The 18,613-nt window shown below is 69.5% G+C and carries 14 protein-coding genes and 1 pseudogene; 3 read left to right on the top strand and 12 right to left on the bottom strand.

The genetic code is table 11. The features are described 5' to 3' along the window. Positions 1-188: 188 nt before the first annotated feature. The 9 genes and pseudogenes from ACQPXB_RS42925 to ACQPXB_RS42885 all read right to left on the bottom strand — a co-directional run. Positions 189-629, bottom strand: a pseudogene (locus ACQPXB_RS42925) (ATP-binding protein); the annotation flags it as partial. A 1-nt stretch (position 630) separates the two neighbouring features. Then, on the bottom strand, positions 631-1,572 hold the full coding sequence (locus tag ACQPXB_RS42920; RefSeq protein ID WP_432847626.1) for an aldo/keto reductase: 942 nt from the start codon (positions 1,570-1,572) through the stop codon (positions 631-633). Between the two features lie 14 nt (positions 1,573-1,586). Next, on the bottom strand, positions 1,587-2,984 hold the full coding sequence (locus ACQPXB_RS42915) for an epoxide hydrolase family protein (protein ID WP_432847624.1): 1,398 nt from the start codon (positions 2,982-2,984) through the stop codon (positions 1,587-1,589). 198 nt (positions 2,985-3,182) lie between these two features. Next, entirely contained in the window at positions 3,183-6,677 is a 3,495-nt protein-coding gene (gene car / locus ACQPXB_RS42910; protein WP_432847622.1) for a carboxylic acid reductase, read from the bottom strand. A 236-nt stretch (positions 6,678-6,913) separates the two neighbouring features. Further along, entirely contained in the window at positions 6,914-7,768 is an 855-nt protein-coding gene (locus ACQPXB_RS42905) for a class I SAM-dependent methyltransferase (protein ID WP_432847621.1), read from the bottom strand. Positions 7,769-7,901: 133 nt separating this feature from the next. Further along, complete coding sequence (locus ACQPXB_RS42900) at positions 7,902-9,383, bottom strand: LCP family protein (protein ID WP_432847619.1); 1,482 nt, start codon at positions 9,381-9,383, stop codon at positions 7,902-7,904. A 257-nt stretch (positions 9,384-9,640) separates the two neighbouring features. Further along, positions 9,641-11,170, bottom strand: coding sequence for an acyl-CoA synthetase (locus ACQPXB_RS42895; protein ID WP_432847617.1), 1,530 nt, complete (start codon positions 11,168-11,170; stop codon positions 9,641-9,643). A 16-nt stretch (positions 11,171-11,186) separates the two neighbouring features. Next, the gene (locus tag ACQPXB_RS42890) at positions 11,187-12,308 is read right to left on the bottom strand and encodes a DUF5938 domain-containing protein (RefSeq protein WP_432847615.1); all 1,122 of its coding nucleotides are present in this window, start codon (positions 12,306-12,308) and stop codon (positions 11,187-11,189) included. Positions 12,309-12,365: 57 nt separating this feature from the next. After that, the gene (locus ACQPXB_RS42885) at positions 12,366-13,169 is read right to left on the bottom strand and encodes an SDR family NAD(P)-dependent oxidoreductase (protein WP_432847613.1); all 804 of its coding nucleotides are present in this window, start codon (positions 13,167-13,169) and stop codon (positions 12,366-12,368) included. 128 nt (positions 13,170-13,297) lie between these two features. Between ACQPXB_RS42885 and ACQPXB_RS42880 the strand changes: the two genes are divergently transcribed. The 3 genes from ACQPXB_RS42880 to ACQPXB_RS42870 all read left to right on the top strand — a co-directional run bounded on the left by ACQPXB_RS42880 (position 13,298) and on the right by ACQPXB_RS42870 (position 15,882). Continuing rightward, positions 13,298-13,921, top strand: a complete 624-nt coding sequence (locus ACQPXB_RS42880; RefSeq protein ID WP_432847611.1) for a TetR/AcrR family transcriptional regulator — start codon at positions 13,298-13,300, stop codon at positions 13,919-13,921. A gap of 126 nt (positions 13,922-14,047) precedes the next feature. Next, a complete protein-coding gene (locus ACQPXB_RS42875) occupies positions 14,048-15,088 on the top strand; it encodes a Dyp-type peroxidase (protein ID WP_366588380.1) in 1,041 nt (346 codons plus the stop codon). Beyond that, entirely contained in the window at positions 15,085-15,882 is a 798-nt protein-coding gene (locus ACQPXB_RS42870) for a family 1 encapsulin nanocompartment shell protein (RefSeq protein WP_432847609.1), read from the top strand. Before ACQPXB_RS42875 ends, ACQPXB_RS42870 begins: the two co-directional genes overlap by 4 nt. 58 nt (positions 15,883-15,940) lie before the next feature. Here the strand turns inward: ACQPXB_RS42870 and ACQPXB_RS42865 are convergent, their stop codons facing one another. From ACQPXB_RS42865 to ACQPXB_RS42855, 3 genes are all read right to left on the bottom strand, one after another. Further along, positions 15,941-16,858, bottom strand: coding sequence for a trypsin-like serine peptidase (locus tag ACQPXB_RS42865; protein ID WP_432847607.1), 918 nt, complete (start codon positions 16,856-16,858; stop codon positions 15,941-15,943). A gap of 65 nt (positions 16,859-16,923) precedes the next feature. Continuing rightward, positions 16,924-17,385 carry a MarR family winged helix-turn-helix transcriptional regulator gene (locus ACQPXB_RS42860; protein WP_432847605.1) on the bottom strand — a complete coding sequence of 154 codons (462 nt, stop codon included), beginning with the start codon at positions 17,383-17,385 and terminating at the stop codon, positions 16,924-16,926. Further along, positions 17,382-18,572 (bottom strand): MFS transporter, encoded by a 1,191-nt coding sequence (locus ACQPXB_RS42855; RefSeq protein WP_432847603.1) that lies wholly within the window; start codon positions 18,570-18,572, stop codon positions 17,382-17,384. Before ACQPXB_RS42855 ends, ACQPXB_RS42860 begins: the two co-directional genes overlap by 4 nt. Between the last annotated feature and the right edge of the window lie 41 nt (positions 18,573-18,613).

Genomic DNA, 18,613 nt, shown 5'->3' with positions numbered 1-18,613 from the left:
CGGGCGTCCGGGGCGAGGTCCGGGGCGACGTGGTCGAGGAGCTCCTCGGCGTCGTCCGGCGGCAAGGGGCGCAGTGTGAGGGAGGGAAGGTCGTCGAGGCGGGTGGGTTCGTCGTCGCGGGCCGTCGCGATCAGGACGACGGGCTCGGACTCGACCCGGCGGGCGACGAAGGCGAGCACGTCCTGGGTCGCGCGGTCGAGCCAGTGGACGTCGTCCAGCAGCAGGACCAACGGGGTGGCGGCGGCTGCTTCGCTGAGCAGGTTGAGCACGGCGAGGCCGACGAGGTAGCTCTCCGGCGCAGCGCCGTCGACGAGGCCGAGGGCGGTGCGCAGAGCTGCGCGCTGGGTGGCGGGCAGCTCGGTGGTGGCGTCGCGGAGGGGGTAGAGGAGCTGGTTGAGGCCCGCGTAGGGGAGGTGCTGCTCGGGCTCGGCGCCGGTCGCGGTCAGGATCGTCGTGCGCGAGGGGCCGAGCTGCCGGCGGACGGTGGCGACCAGAGCCGACTTGCCGACGCCCGGTTCGCCCCGCACCAGCAACGCCCCGCCGCGCTCGCCGACGCCGTCGACCAGCTCCGCCAGGCGTTTCTGCTCCAGCTCTCGTCCGAACAGGACTGAACTCCTCTCCTCGGCCACGTCAGGGCAACGGCTCGTCGCGGGCGGTGATCCACAGGCGGTACCACTCTTCGTGCGTGATCGCCGGTTCGCGGTTCACCGCGTCACCGCAGGCGCGGATGCGTTCGGGCCGGGTGCTGCCGAGCACCGGGGCGATCCGCGCCGGGTGTCGCATCAGCCACCAGAGGACGATGGTCTCCGGCGTGGTGTCGTGGTGGGCAGCCAGTTCCTTCACCAGCTGGGCCGTCGCCTCCTCGACCGGAGTGGCCTGGCGTCCCGTGTAGACACCCTGAGCCAGGGAACCCCAGGACTGGAGCTGGATCCCGTGCTCCACGCAGTATTCGAGGGTGCCGTGGGGAAAACCGTTGGCAGCGGCCGCCGAGGTGTTCACGAGCACACCCGACTCGACCCAATCCCGGCGTGCGAGGCTCATCTCCAGCTGGTTGGCCACCAAGGGAAAGTCCACCCGCGACCGCAACGCGGCGATCTGCGCGGCGCTCATGTTGGACACGCCGAAGTGCCGGACCAGCCCGTCCTCACGCAGGCGGTGCAACGCCTCGGCGACCTCGCCGAGATCGGCCAGCGGGTCGGGCCGGTGCAGGAGCAGCACGTCGACGTATTCGGTGCGCAGCCGTTCGAGGCTCTGCTCCAGGCGGGCGACGATGCCGGCGCCGCGCAGGTCGTAGAAGCCGCCGTCGAGCCGGATCCCGCACTTGGTCTGGAGCACGATCCGCTCCCGCAGCCCCGGCGTGCGCGCGAGCACCTCACCGAACACGGCCTCCGCCTTGCCGTGGCGGTAGATGTCCGCGTGGTCGAAGGCGGTCACGCCGATGTCCAGCGCGGCGGTGATCGCCGCCTCGGCGGCATCGACGTCGGCGGGCGCGTACGGCGCCGGGTCCCAGCTGCCGCCGAGACCCATGCAGCCGTACCACGCCGGGGGCGCGGGGGCGGTGATCGTGTCCACCCGCGCGAGTGTAATCAGCGGAGGAATCGGAACGCCGCCCGAAGTTCTTTCGAGAACAGCTCCGGCTGCTCCCACGCGGCGAAGTGGCCGCCGTTGTCGACCTGGTTGTAGTAGCGCAGGTCGTGGTAGGCGCGCTCGGCCCAGCTGCGCGGCGCGCGGTAGAGCTCGCCGGGGAACACGGTGATCGCGGCCGGGATCGAGACGTCGACGGCGTTGAAGTTGTTCGCGTTGTTCTCCCAGTAGAGCTGCGCCGACGACACGGCGGTGTTGGTGACCCAGTAGAGGGTGATGTCGTCGAGCATCTCGTCGCGGGTGAGCACCTTCTCGGGCACACCGCCGCTGTTACCAATACGACCAAAAGTAGGCGGGTACGCAACGGGACATTGCGTATTCTGGCGACCTTTCCCGCCGTGGCTGTGGTCGGATTGGTAACAATCAGCGCTGTAGGTCCAGGCGGCGAACTTGTCGTACATCCACGCGGCGAGGCCCGCGGGCGAGTCGGCCAGTCCGAAGCCCACGGTCTCCGGGCGCGTGACCATCATCGCGGAGTAGCCGGAGCCGCGCGTGTAGAGGGCGTTGAGGGAGTCGAACGCGGCATGCTCCTCAGTGGACAGACCCGCCGGCGCGGGGCCACCGTCGGTGAGGATCTTCGCGATCTCGGGCGGCACGGTCGCCGGCATGTTCACGTGGATGCCGAGCAGCCCGGCGGGCTTCTGCGCCGCGAGCACGTCGGAGACGACCGAACCCCAGTCGCCGCCTTGCGAGACGTACTCGTGGTAGCCCAGGCGTTTCATCAGGACATCCCACGCCCGTGCGATCCGTGCCGGGCCCCAGCCGGTGGCGGTCGGCTTGCCCGAGAAACCGTAGCCAGGCATCGAGGGGATGACGACGTGGAACGCGTCGGCCGCACTGCCGCCGTGGCGCGCCGGGTCGGTGAGAGGCCCGATAACCTTGAGCATTTCGAGGACCGAGCCCGGCCAGCCGTGCGTGATGACGATAGGCAGCGCGTTCTCGTGCTTCGAGCGGATGTGCAGGAAGTGGATGTCGAGGCCGTCGATTTCCGTCATGAACTGGGGAAGGGAATTGAGCTTCGCCTCGACCTTGCGCCAATCGTAACGGGTGGTCCAGTACTTCACGAGATCATGGACGCGTTGGAGCTGCAAGCCCTGCGAATCGTCGGCGACAGTCTCCCGTGTCGGCCATCGCGTGGCGTGCAGCCGGTTGCGGAGATCGGTGAGGTCGCGTTGCGGCACGTTGATGCGGAAGCGGCGGATGGCGCTGGGCGCAGCGGTAGTGGTCACCGCGTTCGCGGGCGCGGACAGCAGCGTCGACGCACTGGCCGCGATGGCCAGCGCCCCCGCCGACGTGGCGAGGAACCGACGCCGCGAATGCTCGGACGTGTTCTCGGACATCACTGTTTCTCCTCGACGGGAAAGAATGCGGCCCGGACGGCCGTTTCCGACGCTAGCCGTTCTTGATCATCGCGGCCAGCGCCCGCATCCCGCCGAGGAAAGATGGCGAGTTCCGTTGTTTTTCTGGCGTTATCCGTGGGTGGATATTACGGAGTTCTTGCCCGGCACCGAGTCTCCCCGGCGCCGGGCAAGAGAATCTCAGATCAGGCCGAGCTGCGCCAGATCCGCCGCGTACTTCCGGATCAGCTCTGCCGTCACGTGCGGGATGTCCTTGTCCGCGCCGATGCCGGCGTCCTGCACCGCCGAGCGGAAGCGCTCGGTCGGGATGCCGGCGCCGTCGACCGGTTCGGCCGGAGCGGAGAACGCGTGCAGCAGCGGCAGCAACGAGTGCTGCTTCTGCTTTTCCGGCAACCCGCGGATGGCCGTCTCGAAGCGGGCGAACCATTCGGCGTAGTCGTCGATGCGCTTGATCGGATACCCGGCCGCCACGAGCCAGTCGACATACGTGTCGAGCGAGACGCCGTCCTCGTGGGGGTTGAGGACGTTGTAGGTGCGGTAGCCCTCGGTCGCCTGGGTGCCGAGGGTGGTGATGGCCTCGGCGGTGAAGTCGGCGGGCAGGCCGTCGTAGTGGGCGGGTGCCGGCGAAGAGTAGAAGGAACCCGGCGCGATGCCCGTGACGATGAGGCTGAGCAGCAGCCGCGTGAACATGTCCGGCACGTTGAGCTGGCCGGAGTATCGGCTGTGCGCGAGGATCATGTCGGAGCGGAACGTGGCGACGGGCAGGCCGAAGGCGTCGTTGGCCTCGCGCAGCAGCACCTCACCGGCCCACTTGCTGGTGGCGTAGCCGTTGGCGTAACCGTCGTCGAGCACGCGCACGGGGCTCGTCTCGCGGATGTCCGACACCTCGTCGGCCGAGGACGCCTGGTCGGAGATCACGGCCACTGTGGACAGATACGTGATCGGCTTCATCCGCGCCGTCAACGCCATCCGGATCAGCTCCGCGGTGCCCACCACGTTGGGGCCGAACAGCTGGTCGTAGGGCAGCACGTGGTTCACCAGCGCGGCCGGGTGCACGATGAGGTCGACGGTGTCGGCCAGCCGCCGCCAGGTCGTCTCGTCGAGGCCCAGATCCGGCTCACCGATGTCGCCCGCCAGCACCTCCAGGTGGTCGGCGGCCAGGTCGCGGAAGTGGCGCAGCAGCTTGGTGTCGCCGCTGTCGAACGCGTCCTCGAGCCGCTTGCGCGCCGCTTCGGCGGAGCGGCCGCGGACGATGCAGACGAGCCGGCCGCCCGATTCGGCCAGGCGTTCCAGCCACTCCAGGCACAGGAACCGGCCGAGGTAACCGTTGGCGCCGGTCAGCAGCACCGTGCCGACGGTGCCGATGGGGCGCGCCAGCGTCGACGCGCCCTCGAGCGTGGCCGCGTCGAGGAACTTCTCGAGCGTGAGCGCGTCGGCGCGGGCCTCGGTGCTGCCCGCACCGTGCACGTTGGCGAAGGTGGGCCGCTTCGCACCCGAGTCGCGCGCGTCCTCGATGTACGCCGTGAGCTTGCGCAGGTCCGTCGCCGGGCTGATCACGACCCCGACCGGCACCTCGACGTCGAAGATCTCCCGCAGCAGGTTGGAGAACGCGAGCGCCGACAGCGAGTCGCCGCCCAGCTCCACGAAGTGTGCCTCGGGCCTCAGCTCGCCCGAAGACGCGCCGAGCAGTGCCTGCGCCGCCCGCACGACCGTGTCGAACACCGGCTGCGAACGCCCGGCCTGCCGCAGTTCGCGCAGCTCGCTCGACTCGCGCTCGGCGATCTCGCGGTAGAGCCGTTCGAGCCGCTCGCCGTAGTGCTCCTTGAGCTTCGGCCGCGACAGCTTGCGGATTCCGGTGAGCAGCCCGTTTTCGGGGCTGAACGGCTCGATCTCCACGAGGAAGTCACGCGGGATCTCGTACGAGTTGAGGTCGGACTCCTTCGCGATGCTCTGCAGCGATTCACTCAGCTGCACCTTGAGCTTTTCCCCGTCGCCGAACGCTTCCAGCGCCTCCGGCGTCGGCACGATCACCGCGAGCAGGTACGCGCGCTCGCTGCTGCCGTAGAGGTAGATCTGGCGGATCGCCGGCGCGGCCGCGAACTCGGCCTCCAAACGCGACACGGCCACGAACTCGCCCTGCGACAGCTTCAGCACGTTCTTGCGCCGGTCGAGGTAGAACAGCGTGTCCGGCGCGGTCTCGACCATGATGTCGCCGGTGCGGTAGTAGCCGTCCTCGTCGAACACCTCGGCCGTGGCGTCGGGACGCTTGTAGTAACCGGGCACCAGGCTCGTCGCCTTGACCAGCAGTTCCCCGCGCGGGTGCGGGGAGTCCGTGGAGAAGTAGCCGAGCTCCGGCACGTCGTCGAGCTTGTAGTCGAGCACCGCCGGGCGGGTCGGCTTGTGGTCGAACAGCACGATGCCGGCCTCGGTCGATCCGTAACCGTCGTGCAGTTCGAGGCCGAGCACCGACTCGATGAAGGCCTGCATCTCGGCCGACAGCGGCGCGGAACCGGAGCCGGCCCACACCATCCGCCCGCCCAGGAAGCTCGTGCGCAGGTCGAACTTGACCTCGGCTTCCAGCTCGGCCGAGTAGCCGGTGCCGAGCGCGCGGCGGTCGAGCTCGCTTTGGTAGTGGTGGAAGATCATGTCGCAGATGCGCGGCACCATCACCATCTGGGTGGGTCGCGTCAGCGCGATGTCCTCGAACAACGTGGACAGGTCGCTCTTGGCGGCGAAGTGGACGGTGCCGCCCTTGGCCAGGACCTCGACGAGCAAGGCGCGGCCCATCACGTGGCTGAGCGGCATGAAGTTGAGGTCCACCAACGGGAACGAAGGCCGTTCGCGGAAGAGCCCGTGCCACAGGTTGGCGATGAGCCGGTCGGTGTACATCGCCCCCTTGGGCGTGCCTGTGCTGCCCGAGGTGTAGATGAGCAGCGACAGGCGATCCGGGTCCGCGTCCAACGCCGGCGGCGAGGCGGCGCCGCGTTCGAGCACCGCGGTCAGCGGCTCGATGACGATCGGGCTGTCGGCCGAGGCGAGCCGTGCCTGGGCGGCCTCGAACTTCTCGCGCTCGGCGTCGACGTCGGAGTGGTAGTCGAACACCACCAGGCGCCGCACGGTCGCGCTGTCGAGCACGAGGTCGACGGCGGTCTCGAGGTTGTCCACATTGGACGCCATGAGCTTCGGTCCGGTCTCGGTGAGGATCGGCTTGAGCGTGCCCGCCGTCGCGCCGGCCTGCAGCGGCACCGACACCACGCCGGCGCGGACGCAGGCGAGGTCGATGATCGCGTACTCGGTGCTCGTGAAGCCGAGCGTGGCCACGAAGTCCCCGATGGCCACCGGGGTCTCGGCGTGCTGGGCCCACTCGCCCGCGACGGCGCCCGCGCGCTGCCAGGCTTCGCGATAGGTCACCGTGTCGAACCGCGGCAGCAGCCGGCGGGTGGTGCGGCCGGTCGCCGGGTCGGTCGCCGCCTCCGTGGCCCGTTCGGCGAAGGCGGCGCGGTCGGCGTACCCCGTCATCACCGTTTCGATCAGCTCGACCAGCGACAGCCCCGGTCGTCGGATCGCCTCGTCGACCCGGGTGTCGGGGGCGGCGCCCCGCAGCTGCGGCTCAGCGGCCAGTAGTTCCTCGACGCGGTGCTCGGTACTGGTGATCTCGGTCGGCGGGGTCGCCAATGCTCAGCCCTCCCTGGGTCGGCGTTCGTCCAGCGGGAGGCGCCGTTGGCTCCTTTTGGGCTAGTTGTTTGCGTACCCTAAGTTTACTGATCGTGGTCGGCCGAGCACCGGCTTGTGATGGTGATCATGAACGCGTTGTGCTGCTTCGATCACTCCTGGTACGGAAAAGGTCAATGGGCAACAGCGGTCACACGTACCCCGAGATTCTCTGACGCGGCTGAACCTCGCAAACGGGATCAGGAAGGGCTTCCGTTGCGCAGGAAGAAGTACGCGTAGCGCTCGTCCAGCTCGTTCTTCGGGACGAGGTGGACGGCGAGCGGCTGCAGGCCGCAGCGGGTGGCGGTCTGCCAGAACGCGTCGATGCCGTACGTGGTCATCTCGGCGAGCCCCGTGCGGTAGGCGCGGCGCCGGGGCCCGGTGCGCCACGAGCCGGGGTCGTACTTGATCTGGATCATCGCCAGGCCGTCGGGAGCCAGCAGCTGCCGGGCGATGCGCAGCAGGCGTTCGCCGTACTCCGGGGTGGGGATGAGCTCGAAGACGTAGCAGGAGAAGAAGACGTCGACCGATCCGCCGACGGCATCGAGTGCTTCTTCGGGATTTGCGACGTCGATCGCGATCGGCAAAAACGGCGTGTCACAAGCGGCTTTCACTTGGCGTTCGCATTCCTGCAACGTTTCCGCCGCGATGTCGACGCCGATGAATTCTTCCGCGCGCGGAGCGAAGTGGATCGCGTTCGCGCCACCGCCACAGCCCCATTCCAGAACGCGGTGCCACGGGCCGGTGAAGCCCGCCATCCGGGCGCCCGCGTCGAACAGGTCGAGGTGCTCGCGGCCGAGGCGCGACCACAGGTCACTGCCCTGGAACACGGACGCGTCGCGCCAATGTGCGTTGGCCTGCCAGCGATCCCCGCTCGGCCGGCGCCAATACGTCTGCGAGTCGGCTGAGATCCGCGACTCCGGCTGGCGGGCGCCGACGGTCGCGAGCACACGCTGTGCGAGCTCTTCGGCACTCGCGGCCACCCGTTTCGCGTTGGCCACGGAAACGTGGTTCAGCAGGTTCCGGAAGTTGGCCGGTTTCTGTCTCTCGGACATGGCGGTAAACCCTTTTCGCCGTCGTTTCGGTTCACTCGCTCAGTCCGAAACCGCCCGGTGAGCGTTACCGAAGTGCCCGAAATCAAAACGAATTCCCAGAATGCCCAAAAACGATTTACGGGACGAAAGGGACTCAGTTCACGCAGGGGACGCCGTCGCCGGTGATCGGCGGCGGGGTCTGCGCGGGCGCGGGGCTCACGTACGCCGCCGGGTGCACCTGCGGCGCGCCACCGGTGCTCGACGAGCCGCTGGAGTCCTCGTAGTCCTTGCCCAGGAACACGCGGAAGTGGTCCTTGTCCAGCGAGGAGTCGGGGCTCACGGCGATGCCGCCGAGCGTCTTCGCGATCTGCGTCGCCTCGGTCTTCTGGCTGTGGCCGTAGAAGACGATCGACATCTTTCGCGTGGTCGCGTTGGCCACCGTGCCCTTGGTGTATCCGGCGGCGGTGAGCTTGTCGGCCACGCTCGCGGCCAGGCCGCTGGTGTCCGACGCGTTGCGCACGTCCACGGTGTACTGGCTCAGGCTCGAGTCACCCGGCGCGGCGGGCGCGTTCGACGAAGGGGCCGCCGGCGTGCCCAGCTGCTGGCGCACGAACTGCTGCACCTGCTGCGGGTCCACCTCCACCGCGTCGCCGTCCGACGGCGTCTTGAGCGAGATGTTCACGACCGGCACGGTGACGAACTTCAGCGCGCCCGCGCTCATGCCGTGCAGCTGCTGCGCGAAGCCGACGATGTCCCAGCCGGAGTCGACCACCACGGCCTTCTTCACGGCCGTGATCAGGTTGTCCAGCTTGCCCGGGTCGGCGAGCGTGCCGGCCGACAGGATCGTCTTGGCCATGCTCGCCATGAACACCTGCTGGCGCTTGATGCGGTCGAGGTCGCCGTTGGGCAGCCCGTGCCGCTGGCGCACGAACTGCAGCGCCTTCGCCCCGCCGACGCTCTGCGGGCCGGCCGCGAAGTTCGCGCCCGAGTACGAGTCGTGCACGGCCTTGCTCAGGCACACCGGCACGCCGCCGACGGCCTCGCTCAGGTAGTAGAAGCCCGCGAGGTTCACCGCCGCGTAGTGCGTGATGGTGAGGCCGGTGAACTGCTGCACGGTGTCGATCGCCGTCTTGGCGCCGGCCTGCGCGGAGTCCGTCTCCAGTTGTGTCCCGGAGACACCCTGCGCGACCAGCTTGTTCTTCTCCGCGACGAGGCCGTAGGTGTACGCGGAGTTGATCTTGTGCTTGCCGTAGTCGCCGGCGATCTTCACGTAGGAGTCACGCGGGATGGAGATCGCGGTCGCCTGGCCGCCACCCGCGGGGATGTGGATGACGATCATGGTGTCGGTCGTGTCGCCACCGTCGTCGGCGCCGCCCGCGTGCAGCTGTGAGAGCACGTCGGCGGGCAGCGGATTGCCCTGCGCGTCGGTGCGTGTGTCGAGGCCGACCATGAGGATGTTCTGCTCGCCCAGCGGCGGCTGGTCTGTGCCGGTGATCACATCGGCCCTGGTCAGGCCGTCGGTGAGCGACTGCAGGGTCGAATACGCGTAACCGGTGCCGCCCAGCACGAGCAGGGACACGATCACGACCACGACTTGGGCCGCGCGCAGCGGACCGGAGGCCTTGGTGCGACGCATCAGGGCTCCTCTTCTGCAGGTTCTCCGGCATACCGGGGCCCGACGCCATCCGGTGCTCGAAATGCCAACGGTAGCGGCCCCGTTTCCGGCTTCGGCCGGGGGGCGTTTTCGATGTCGTAACGGCAGTGGACAAGACCGGACAAAGGTCTGTACCGGTGATTATTCGGGGTTGGCGCAGAGTGCTCACGCGGACACGCGAAATCGCCGCCGCGGGGACGCTGGGTCCGGCGCGGCGGCGATTGTCCGAAGGGTTCCGCTCAGCGGAGCAACTGGGCCTTGACGTCCGTCTTCAGCACTTTGCCCACCTTCGACCGCGGGAGGTCGGGCCAGATCTGGACGACCTTCGGGGTTTTGACGCTGCCGAGGAGCTCCTTCACGACGGCACGCAGTTCGTCCTCGGACACCGACCGTCCACTGTGGAGCTGGACGACCGCGGTCACCTGTTCGCCCCACTTCTCGTGCGGCAGGCCCACCACGGCGCAGTCCTGCACGGCCGGGTGCGTCATCAGGGCCTGCTCGACCTCCGCGGAGTACACGTTGAACCCGCCCGTGATGATCATGTCCTTGGCGCGGTCGACGATGTGGAGGTAACCCTCGTCGTCGAGGTAGCCGATGTCGCCGGTGTGGTGCCAGCCGTAGCGGCTGACGTCCTCGGTCGCGGCGGGGTTCTTGTAGTAGCCCGGCATCACGAGCGGCCCGCGCACCACGATCTCGCCGCGCGCGCCGGGCGGCAGCAGGGATCCGTTGTCGGACATGATGGCCACGCGCGTGAGCGGCGTGGGCCGGCCCGCCGAGGTGAAGCGTTCGCGGGCGAGGGAACCGTCGGCGTGGAAGTGCTCGGCCGGCGCCAGGGTCGAGATCATCATGGGTGCCTCGCTCTGGCCGAAGAGCTGCCCCAGGACCGGGCCGATGCGCGTGATCGCCTCTTCGAGCCGCGCCGCCGACATCGGAGCCGCGCCGTACCACAGGCATTCCAGCGAGCCGAAGTCCGTTGTGGACAGATCGGGGTGGTCCAGGAGCAAGTAGATCAACGTCGGCGGCAGGAACGTGTGCGTGATGCGATGGCGTTGCACCAGGGCCAGGAACTCGCCCAGGTCGGGCTTCGGCATCACGACGATCTCGCCGCCCAGCGTCAGCACCGGGAAGCACAGCACGCCCGCCGCGTGCGTCAGCGGCGCCAGCGCGAGGTACCGGGGCCGCGGCGAGAACGGGTAGCTCATGAGCGTCAACGCCGACATCGTCTCGACGTTGTGCCCGGTCAGCACCACGCCCTTCGGCCGGCCGGTGGTGCCGCCCGTGCCGACGAGCATGGCCACGTCGTCGGGCGGCCGCACGTCGAACGGGGCTGCCTCGAGCCCGTCGAGCCATTCCGGCAACGACACCGCGCCGGCAATCGACCCGTCGAGGCACACCACCGTTTTCACGGCCGGCAGGTCCGGCAGGATGCGGGAGACGAGCGGTGCGAACGAAGACTGCACCAGCAAGCACGTGCAGTCGAACAGGTCCAGCAGCTCCCTGTTCTCGGCCGCCTCGTTGCGCGGGTTGACCGGGCACCAGACCGCCCCTGCGCGGCTGATGCCGAAGACGCAACCGAACGAAACCGGGTCGTTCCCCGAGAGGATCGCGACCTTGTCGCCCGGCCGCACGCCCGAGCGCGCCAGCGCCCGCGCGACCCGCCAGGACAGTTCCTGGACCTCGCCGTAGCTCAGTGAGACGCCGTTCTTCGTCAAGCACGGCGCCGAAACGCCCAGCGAGGCGCCCTTGTCGAGGTAGTCGATCAACCGCACCGCTCGTCTCCCCGGCTCACGCGTGCACGGTCAGCACGGGGTTGGACACGAGCCCGAACGACCGCAGCACCCCGAGCAGCTCCCGGTGCCCGAACGCCTGGCACGCCGACGCGAACCCGGCGCGCCGCGGCGGCTGCTGCAACAGCGAGTACGCGGCATACGCCTGCAACAGGCCCGTCTGCTTGTAGTTGCAGGTTCCGTGGATCACGCAGTGGGCGCGGCCCAGCGGACCGGACGCGTGCACCGAGTCCAGCGACGTGTTCAGCCGCTGGTTCTCCCGCGGCGGCATCTCATCGCGCACGGCGGCGGCCTGCTCGTGCAGCACCTTCAGCTTCTCCGCCTCCGGCAGGTCCTTCACCCGCTCCAGCACGGCGGCCACGATCATCGGCACGCCCTGCATCAGCGCGCGGTCGAACACGCCGCCGATGGCCTTCACGTTGGCCACGCGCGGGTCGCGCTTGAACCACACCGGGTGCGAGGTCCCGCCCCACGGCAGCGCGAGGCCGGTTTCGTGGTGACCGGGCACGACGACGTCGTGCAGCCCACCGTCGGCCGGCCACTCCTGGTACTCGTTCTGCTCCAGGTAGTACGCCGACGAGAGCGCCGCGTTGACGAGGATGGTGCGGGTCGACGCGACGGTCGGGTAGCCCTTCCAGAACACCAGGATGTCGAGGGTGTCCAGCCCCGGCGTCTCCAGGCAGATGTTCGCGGCGATCTCGCCGGTCGTGTACATCTGCGCGATGCCCGGCGACAGCAGCAGCCCCTGGGCCGCCATGTCGGCGCCGTAGCGCTCCTCGGCCGAGATCAGCCAGTCCTGCTCGCCGGTCGTGTCGAGGTAGTGCGCCCCCGACGCGAGGCAGGCCTGCACGACCTCGTGGCCGTACTCGCTGAACGGGCCGACGGTGTTGCACACCACCGACGCGCCCGCGAACAGCTCGGTGAGCGGGCCGACCTCGTGGGCCACCTCCACCACCTCGTGGTCGACGGTGTCGAGGCCGGGGATGTGGTCGAGCGACTCCTGAAGCCGCGCCTTGTCGCGCCCCGCGGCGACGAAGGGCACGTTGTACTCGCGCAGGTATTCGCAGATCAGGCGTCCGGTGTAGCCGGAAGCGCCGTAGACGACGACGGGCTTGCTCACGACGGTTGTCCTTTCGCAGAGGTCGCTGAAGTCAGTGGGGTCGGCTCGGATTTCCGGTCACATGCCCATGCCGCCGTCGACCGGCAGCCCCGCGCCGGTGATGAAGCGGGCAGCGTCGGAGGCGAGGAACACCACGGCGTCGGCCATGTCGGCCACCTCGCCGAGCCGTCCCGCGGGCGTCTGCGAGACCACGGCGCCGATCGCCTCCTCGACGCTGGGGAACAACCCCACGTCGACGACGTCGTTGGCCAGCTGGTTGCCCATCTGCGTGGGCACGAGGCCCGGATACACGCAGTTCACGCGCACGCCGTAACCGAGCTTCCCGGCCTCCATCGCGGCCACCCGCGTGAGCCGGTCGACGGCCGACTTCGTGGCGGAGTAGGCCGCGATCCCGGGGAACGCGATGGTGGCGGCCACCGAGGAGATGTTCACGACCGCCCCGCCGTTGCCGGCCGCGCCGCCGGGACGCATCGCGCGGAACGCGTGCTTCACGCCGAGCGCGGTGCCCAGCACGTTGACCTCGAGCATCTTGCGCACGTGGGCGGGGTCGAGGTCGGCGACGAGGCCGGTGATCTCCACGCCGGCGTTGTTCACCAGCACGTCGAGGCCGCCGTATTCGCCGACGACCGCGCTCACGGCCTGCTCCCAGCCCGCGTCGTCGGTCACGTCCAGGCGGACGAACCCGGCCGTGGCGCCGGTCTGCTTGATGGAGTCGGCCGTCGCGCGGCCCAGTTCCTCCTGCACGTCGGCGATGACCACGGTGGCCCCGGCCTTCGCGAGCGCCTCGGCCATCCCGGCCCCCAGGCCCTGTGCCCCACCCGTCACCAGCGCGGTTCGCCCGCTGAGGTCGTACGAAACCATCGACATCTCCTCCTTGAGACATGCGGCGTAGGTCACACCGTAGCCAACTTTGGACAGTCGTCAAGATTTTCTTGGACAGTCGTCAAGAGATTTCCGCGCCGGGAACCGGGCCGCGCTAGACTCCCGGCGTGACGCAGGCAAAGGAGCGCATCTCGCGCCGGGGCGTGGACAAGTTCGCCCAGCGGCGCGAGCAGCTGGCGGAATCCGCGCTGCAGGCGCTCGCCGAGTTGGGCTACGCCCGCACGAGCCTGCGCGAGATCGCCCAGAAGTCCGATTTCTCCCACGGCGTGCTGCACTACTACTTCGCCGACAAGGTCGAGCTGCTCACCTACGCGGTGCGCAAGTTCGAAGAGGTCTGCGTGACGCGCTACGACGACGTCGTGGCCGAGGCGAACACCGCCGAGGAGCTCGAACGCGGCTTCGGCGCGGCCATGGCGGCCACGCTGCGCACCGACGCCGTGATGCACCGCCTCTGGTACGACCTGCGCAACCAGAGCCTGTTCGAGGAGTCCTTCCGCGTCGACGTGCTGGAGATCGACGACCGCAGGCAGGCCATGATCTGGCGCGTCGTCGAGCGCTACGCCGAGCTGGCCGGCGCCGTGCCGCAGGTGTCCGAGGCGGTCGCGTATGCCACGTTCGACGGCCTCTTCCAGCAGTTCCTGCTCCGGCACCTGGCCGGGCGGGAGACGGCGGCCGCCGAGCTGGGCGAAGCCGTGCCGCGGGTGGTCAAGCAACTGTTCTGCACGGCCTGACGTCGTGTGCTGCCCGGCCGTGTGAGTGTGCCGGGCGATTCCACAGCATCAGGTTAGGATTCCGACGTTCGGTCGGCAGGCAGGAGGGCCAGTGGTCGAGAAAGCGCGCTGCGCAGGGGGTGCTCGGTGACGGCGTCCTCGGCTGAGTTGCCTCCGGAGCCCCAGGAAGTGGTCGGCCCGCTCACGCGCGCGGCGATCTTCCTCGTGGTCCGCGTGAACCCCGGCGGGGAGTCCGCGGCGAGGGATCTGCTGGCCGATCTGGCCGGGCTGCAGCGTTCCGTCGGGTTCCGGTCGCTGGACGGCGGGCTCACGTGCGTGGCCGGCATCAGCTCGTCGGCGTGGGACCGGATCTACGGCTCGCCGAAGCCGGCCGAGCTGCACGATCTGCCCGTGTTCGCGGGCGACAAGCACACGAGCGTGACGACGAAGGCCGACCTGCTGTTCCACCTGCGGGCCGAGCGCATGGACCTGTGCTTCGAGCTCGAGTCGCTGATCATGGCGCGGCTCGAGGGCGTGGTCACGGTCGTCGACGAGGTGCAGGGCTTCCGCTACTTCGACGCGCGTGACGTGCTCGGGTTCGTCGACGGCACCGAGAACCCGACCGGCCGCGGCGCCGTCGAGGCCGTGCTGGTCGACGACGACGAGGCGTTCAACGGCGGCAGCTACGTGGTCGTGCAGAAATACCTGCACGACATGGCGGCGTGGAACAAGCTCACCACCGAGCAGCAGGAGCTGGTGATCGGCCGGCGCAAACTGTCCGATGTGGAGCTCTCGGACGACGAGAAGCCCGCCGACTCGCACATCGCGCTCAACGTGATCGAGGACGAAGACGGCAACGAGCTCGAGATCCTGCGCGACAACATGCCCTTCGGGCGCCCCGCGTACGGCGAGTTCGGCACGTACTTCATCGGCTACGCCAAGACGCCGTCGATCATCGAGACGATGCTGGAGAACATGTTCGTCGGCTCGCCGCCGGGCAACACCGACCGCATCCTCGACTTTTCGACGCCGCTGACGGGTGCGTTGTTCTACGTGCCCGTGGCGGAGTTTCTGGAAGACCCGACCGTCGCGAGCGAAGCGTCGGACGAGCCCGAGCCTCAGCCCCCGTCACTCAAGCCCGGTACCTCGCTGGGCATCGGCAGCCTGCGAAGGAGTCCCCGGTCATGAACAACCTGCATCGCGAACTCGCCCCGATCTCCGACGTCGCCTGGTCGGACCTCGAGGACGAGGCCCGGCGCACGTTCGCCGAGTTCGCGTCGGCGCGCAAGGTGGTCGACGTGGTCGTGGCCGACGACGCGACGCACTCGGCCGTGGGCACCGGGCACGTCGAGGGTGTCGAGAGCCCGCTGGCCGGCGTAACCACGCGGCTTCGCACGGCGCAGCGGATCGTGGATCTGAAGGTGCCCTTCACGGTCTCGCGCGAGGCCGTCGACTCCGTGGAGTGGGGCGCGAAGGACCCGGACTGGCAGCCGGTGAAGGACGCCGCGCAGGCGATCGCGTACGCCGAGGACCGCATCGTGTTCGACGGCTTCGCCGGCGCCGGCATCGCGGGCATCCGGCCCGCGTCCTCGCTGAGCCCGGTCGCGCTGCCCGGTGAGGCGAGCGCGTACCCGAAGGCGATCGGCGACGCGCTGGCGAAGCTGCGTTCGGCCGGCGTCGCGGGGCCGTACTCGGTGCTGCTGAGCAACGCCGCCTACACCGCCGCGATCGAGGCGGCCGACCACGGTTATCCCGTGCTGGAGCACCTGAAGCAGATCGTGGACGGCGACCTGATCCTGACGCCGGCGATCGAGGGCGCGTGCGTGCTCACGACCCGCGGCGGCGACTACGAGCTGCACTTCGGGCAGGACCTGTCGATCGGCTACACGAGCCACGACGCCGACAGCGTGCAGCTGTACTTCCGCGAGACGCTGACGTTCCTGGTCAACACGGCCGAAGCCGCGGTCGGCCTGACTGCTTGAGTTCGACCGGGGAAGCCGCCTTGTCCGGGCGGCTTCCCCGATTGCTCCAAAGCTTGGTTCAGAGCTTTCCGGCCGCTTCGTACAGGTTCTTCGCGTCCGCGCCGAGCGGGGCGCCTTCGAGGCTGAGGGTCTTGGACTCGCCGGTGGTCTCGTCGTAGTCGAGCTCGCCGCGGCTGGTGACCGAGAAGATCTCGCCGCTGCCGGTCCAGCGGTTGAAGCCGTCGAGCCACGGGCCGCCGCTGGAACCGCCTGCCATGTCGCACGTCGACATCCAGTGGTCGAACTCGGCCGGGTCCTGGTGCGTGGGCAGGTCGCACCACATCAGCGCTTCCCCGAAGTACGCCTTCGACCCGGGGTAGCCGACGATCGCGGCCTGCGTGGTTCCCTGGTGGTCGAAGGAAATCCGCTGCGTGCCCGCGACCTGAGCGACGTGCCGCCCCTGCTGCTGGTCGAGCACGACCATGGCGACGTCGGGTTCGCTGCCGGTGGCGTAGGAGTGGCGGAAGGCGAGCGCGCGCGTCGCGAACACTCCGTGCGGGCGGCGGCCCTGGTCGTAGCCGGGCACGAACACGGAGTTCTTGATCGGGATCACCTGGTCTTCGCGGTTCAGCCCGGCGTACGCGCAGTGCCCGGCCGTCACGAGGACGTCGCCGCTCGTGCTCGGCACGGCGGTGGCGGTGCACCAGCTGTCCTGCGGCGCCTCGCCGGGCGGGACCTCGGTGAAGAACAGCCGTCCGACGCCCTGCAGCCCCGGCCCGGACCAGCGCTTCGCCACCTGTTCCACGCGATCGATCGTGTCGGCCCCGGCGGCCTTCATCTTCTCGGGCGTCCAGTACGCGAGCGCGGCCGCTCGATCGGCGGGGCTGAAGGCGGTCACGTCGTTCTCACCGGCGGCCGAGGCGGCGGTGGTCGCTGTAGCGGACGCGGCCACCACGGCCGCGAGGGTCACCAGGGCGCGGCGGATCGTCAAGATCATCATGACCAGGAGACGGCCGGGGGCGCGGGCGGTTCCGACCCGGTCCGGTGAATTGCCCGGTCGTACTAGCCCGGGGTGCCGTCGAGGGCGTCGAGGACCTTCTCGCACGTCGCGGTGAAGCGGGCGGCTTCGGTGGGTGAGACGACGTCGAAGAAAAGCTTGCGGACCTGCGCCACATGGGCGGGGGCGGCGTCGACGATGGCCTGGTGCCCCCCGGGCGTGAGGCAGAACTCGGGGGAGCGCGCGTTGTCCGTCGCCTCGCGGCGGACGAGGCCGCGACGCTCCATGCGCTTGAGGTGGTGGGAGAGCCGGCTCTTCTCCCATTCGGTGGACTCGACGAGCTCGTACGCGCGCATCCGCTCGTCCGGGGCTTCCGACAGGGTGACCAGGATCGTGTAGTCGGCGCCGGAAAGGCCGAACTCGTCCTGCAGGTGGCGGGTGAGCGCGTGGTCGAGGCGCCGGCTCATCTCGAGGAAAGCGCGCCAGGCACGCTGCTCGCCTTCGCCGAGCCAGCGCGGTTCTGTCATGAGGGGCGATCGTACCGGGGCCGGTTTCGCGTCAGCGCGGGCAACGCGGCCAGCAATGCGAGGCCGCGCACCACGCCGGCGACGGGGTAGGGTGCGCGCAGCCCGAAGGTCGCGGCGAGGAAACCGCCGGTCAGCGTGCCGAGCGGGATGAGGCCCCAGCCGAGGAGTTTGTAGACGCTGGTGACGCGCCCGAGCAGCGGCGCCGGCACGAGGTCCTGGCGCAGGCTGACGGTGACGACGTTCCAGAGCGTGGTGACGAAACCGTTGAGGGCCAGGAAACCGCCGAGGACCACGGCGTTCGGGCTGAGGCCGATGGCGCCGAAGACCGCGGCGTTCGCGGCGAGGCTGGTGATGAGGGCGCGGTACGGGCCGATTTTCGCGACGACCCGGGCGTTGACCGGGCCACCGGCGACGCTCCCGACGGCCGCGGCCGCGAGCAGCACGCCGTAGCCGCCGGGGCTGACGTGGAGGGTTTCGGTGGCGAGCAGGACGAGGGTCGCCGTGGCGAGCTGGCCGCAGAAGGTGTTGACGCCCAGGAGGATCGCGAGCGTCCGCAGCAGCCGGTGGTGCGCGAGCCAACGAAGGCCTTCGACGATCGGGGCTTTCCGCGTGGCTTGGTGCGTGCGGCGAGGCAGCTTCGCGACGAGCGCGGCGGACGCGGCGAAGGACACCGCGTCGAGCCCGAACGGGAGCGCGGCCGCGAGGGTGAACAACGCGCTGCCCAGCGGCGGACCGGCGAACTGCACGCCCACCGTCTTCACGACCTGGAGGGAACCGTTGGCCTTGTGCAGCAACGGTTTCGGGACGACGTCGGGCAGGAAGGCCTGTGCAGCCGTGCCGAACACGACGTCGCCGGCGCCGAGGGCGACGGCCGTGACGACCAGCAGCGCGACCGTCGCCTGGTGGCCGGCGACGAGCAGCGCGACGGCACCCGCGACCGCGGCCTGCGCGAGCTGGGCGCGCGTCATGAGCCGGACGCGGTCGTGCCGGTCGGCCCAGGCACCCGCGGGCAACGTGAGCAGCAACCACGGCACGTACTCGGCGGCGGCCACGAGCGAAACCAGCCGCGGATCACGCGTGACGCTGACAGCCACCAGGGGCATGGCCGTGACGAAGGCGCCGTTGCCGACGTTGTCGATCCCGTTGGCCCACCACAGCTTCCGGTACCCCGGCGGCAGTTTCGTCACGACCGGGATCCTGGCGGCTTTGCCGCCGGTGGCGACATGAT

It is taken from the genome of Amycolatopsis sp. CA-161197 (genome assembly GCF_050942255.1).
Taxonomy (GTDB): domain Bacteria; phylum Actinomycetota; class Actinomycetes; order Mycobacteriales; family Pseudonocardiaceae; genus Amycolatopsis.
This window is presented reverse-complemented; position numbering and strand designations above follow the sequence as displayed.

Coding starts and splice junctions, on each gene's coding strand:
- ACQPXB_RS42860 (WP_432847605.1), bottom strand. CDS start 17,385: ATGACAGAACCGCGCTGGCTCGGCGAAGGCGAGCAGCGTGCCTGGCGC.
- ACQPXB_RS42865 (WP_432847607.1), bottom strand. CDS start 16,858: ATGATCTTGACGATCCGCCGCGCCCTGGTGACCCTCGCGGCCGTGGTG.
- ACQPXB_RS42915 (WP_432847624.1), bottom strand. CDS start 2,984: ATGTCCGAGAACACGTCCGAGCATTCGCGGCGTCGGTTCCTCGCCACG.
- ACQPXB_RS42905 (WP_432847621.1), bottom strand. CDS start 7,768: ATGTCCGAGAGACAGAAACCGGCCAACTTCCGGAACCTGCTGAACCAC.
- ACQPXB_RS42885 (WP_432847613.1), bottom strand. CDS start 13,169: ATGGTTTCGTACGACCTCAGCGGGCGAACCGCGCTGGTGACGGGTGGG.
- ACQPXB_RS42870 (WP_432847609.1), top strand. CDS start 15,085: ATGAACAACCTGCATCGCGAACTCGCCCCGATCTCCGACGTCGCCTGG.
- ACQPXB_RS42900 (WP_432847619.1), bottom strand. CDS start 9,383: ATGCGTCGCACCAAGGCCTCCGGTCCGCTGCGCGCGGCCCAAGTCGTG.